Origin of the sequence: Kitasatospora sp. NPDC091257, from assembly GCF_044757675.1 — a bacterium.
GTDB classification, from domain to species: Bacteria; Actinomycetota; Actinomycetes; order Streptomycetales; family Streptomycetaceae; genus Kitasatospora; species Kitasatospora lactacystinica.
In genome coordinates, this window is the sequence record NZ_JBIVVI010001166.1 from 1 (window position 1) to 2,818 (window position 2,818).

Genomic DNA, 2,818 nt, shown 5'->3' on the forward strand with positions numbered 1-2,818 from the left:
CCCCGGCACGCCGCCCTCCTCGGCCCAGCCCCCTCGGCGCCTGAGCGCCGGCCCCGCCCGTCGTCCCCGGAGCGCGGCGCGCGGGGCGGCGGCCCGTAGAGTCGGCGCCGACGCGTGACGCGGAGGCGGACACGCGGGTCGAGCGCGTGGCGCACGGGCGCGGCGCGGTGGCGTGGGACGAGGCGAGGACGGTGGCATGGCACTGCTGACGGCACTTCGGGGCGGTTTCGGCGACGGGGCGGAGGCGCTGCGGATCGACGGCCGGGCCCTCTCCCGGGAGGATCTGCTGGGCGCGGCGACCGCCGTCGCCGACCGGGTGGCCGGCGCCCCGGCGCTCGCGGTGCTCGCCCGGCCCACCGTCGAGACCGTCACCGCCGTGGTCGGCGGCCTGCTGGCGGGCGTCCCGGTGGTGCCGCTGCCGCCCGACTCGGGACCCAAGGAGCGCGAGCACATCCTGCGGGACTCCGGCGCGGCGCTGCTCGCGCACGCCGTCGGGGAGACGCTGCCGCAGGACACCTCGGTGGCGGGGCTGCCGGTCGACCCCGAGCAGCGCTCCGCCACCACCCACGCCGAGCCGGACGCCGCGTCGACCGGCTTCGTGCTCTACACCTCGGGCACCACCGGCGCGCCCAAGGGCGTGGTGATCCGGCGCGAGGCGATCGCCGCCGACCTGGACGCCCTCGCCGCCGCCTGGCAGTGGACCGCCGAGGACACCCTCGTGCACGGCCTGCCGCTGTTCCACGTGCACGGGCTGCTGCTCGGCGTGCTCGGCGCCCTGCGCACCGGCAGCGGCCTGGTGCACACCGGGCGGCCCACCCCGGCGGGGTACGCGGCGGCCGGCGGCAGCCTGTACTTCGGCGTGCCCACCGTCTGGTCCCGGGTGGCGGCGGATCCGGACGCGGCGGCCCGGCTCGCCGCGGCCCGGCTGCTGGTCTCCGGCAGCGCGCCGCTGCCCGTCCCGGTGTTCGAGAAGTTGGCGGCGCTCACCGGGCACGCCCCGATCGAGCGGTACGGGATGACCGAGTCGCTGATCACCGTCAGCACCCGGGCGGACGGCGAGCGGCGCCCCGGCAGCGTCGGGCTGCCGGTGGACGGGGTCCGCACCCGGCTGGTCGGCGAGGACGGCGCGCCGGTGCCCCGGGACGGGGAGAGCGTCGGCGAACTCCAGGTCAGCGGCCCGACGCTGTTCAGCGGTTACCTCAACCGGCCGGACGCGGACGCCGAGGCGTGGACGGCGGACGGCTGGTTCCGCACCGGTGACGTCGCGGTGATCGGGGCGGACGGCTTCCACCGGATCGTCGGCCGCGCCTCGGTGGACCTGATCAAGAGCGGTGGCTACCGGATCGGCGCCGGCGAGGTGGAGGCCGCGCTGCGCGACCACCCGGCGGTCGCCGACGCGGCGGTGGTCGGCGTGCCGGACGAGGACCTCGGACAGGCGATCGTCGCGTACGTCATTCCGGACGGCGCCGTGACGGGGGACCAGCTGACGGCCTTCGTGGCGGAGCGGCTCTCGGTGCACAAGCGGCCGCGCCGGGTCGTCCTGGTGCCCGAACTGCCCAGGAACGCGCTGGGAAAGGTGCTGAAGAAGCAGCTGCTGGCGGAGGCCGGCGGCCGCTGAGGAGGGGGATGCCGGACGCCCCCTCGGATGACGGCCGTTCACCCTGATGCGCCGTCGGTGCTCACCACCGGTGACCCTTCCATTGGCGCACTCCACTGCGCGCAGTGAGCGGACGCGTGCCTAACGTGACACGCAGGCAGGACCGAATCCCCGGACGACACGCCGCGGCTTCCGGTCGCAGGACCGGAAGCCGCGGCGTGCCGGGCGGGGACCCTGCCGACAAGCACGGCCAGTCCTGGCCGGTCACAGCAATCCGCTGCAGTCCGCAGCGATCCGCAGCAGTGAAGGAAGTCAGCACGATGACCACCGTCAACACCGGCGCGCCGGCGGCCGCCGGCGAACCGACCGGGCAGCAGCCCGCCGCCACCGTCCGTACCTCCCGTCCGTCCCGCACCGCGCGACTCCGTCGGGGGATAGCCATGGTGGCCGTGGTCGCGACCGGGGCGGGCGTGATCGGCCTCGGCCTCGGCGCCGGCCCCGCGGCCGCCGAGCCCGCCCCGGCGCACGCCGGGTGGGACGGCTCCAGGTACTGGTTCAAGAACAGCCAGGGGCAGTGGCGCTGGACCTCGCACTACAGCGTGTACGCGGCTCGCACCGGGGGTGGCTCCGCGTCCGCCGCCAAGGCCACGAGCGGCTCCGGCGGGATCCGGGAGGGCTGGGACGGCTCCCGCTACTGGTTCCGCAACAGCAAGGGCGAGTGGCGTTGGACCTCGCACTACGACATCTACCTGGACCGCACCGGCGGCGGCTCCTCGTCGGACTCCGCGGGCTCGGGCCACTACGACGACTCGGTCGCGGAGGACCGGGACGTCGAGACCGCCGTGCAGTTCGCCCTCGCCCAGCTGGGCGTACCGTTCCGCCGGGCCGGCAACGGGCCGGACGGCTACGACTGCTCGGGCCTGGTGCAGCAGTCCTTCCGGCGCGGCGGGATCGACCTGCCGCGCGTGGCCAACGACCAGTACGCGGCGACCACGCCGATCGGGGCGAGCCAGTTGCGCCGCGGTGACCTGCTGTTCTGGGCGCCGGACGGGACCGCCCGGGGCATCCAGCACGTGGCGATCTACCTGGGCGACAACAGGTACGTCGAGGCCGCGCGGCCCGGGACCAACGTCCGGGTCTCGGGGATCAGCAGCGGTTACTACCCGGCGTTCATGGGGCGCCCGTAGCGGGGCCGGACGCCCGCCCGTCGGGGGTGCCGGG

The 2,818-nt window shown here is 76.0% G+C and carries 2 protein-coding genes; both read left to right on the forward strand.

The window, feature by feature from the left end; all coding sequences use genetic code 11:
* Positions 1-196 precede the first annotated feature (196 nt).
* Positions 197-1,618, forward strand: coding sequence for an AMP-binding protein (locus ACIQOV_RS35840; protein WP_401055002.1), 1,422 nt, complete (start codon positions 197-199; stop codon positions 1,616-1,618).
* A gap of 299 nt (positions 1,619-1,917) precedes the next feature.
* The gene (locus tag ACIQOV_RS35845; RefSeq protein ID WP_401055003.1) at positions 1,918-2,784 is read left to right on the forward strand and encodes a C40 family peptidase; all 867 of its coding nucleotides are present in this window, start codon (positions 1,918-1,920) and stop codon (positions 2,782-2,784) included.
* Positions 2,785-2,818: the final 34 nt, after the last annotated feature.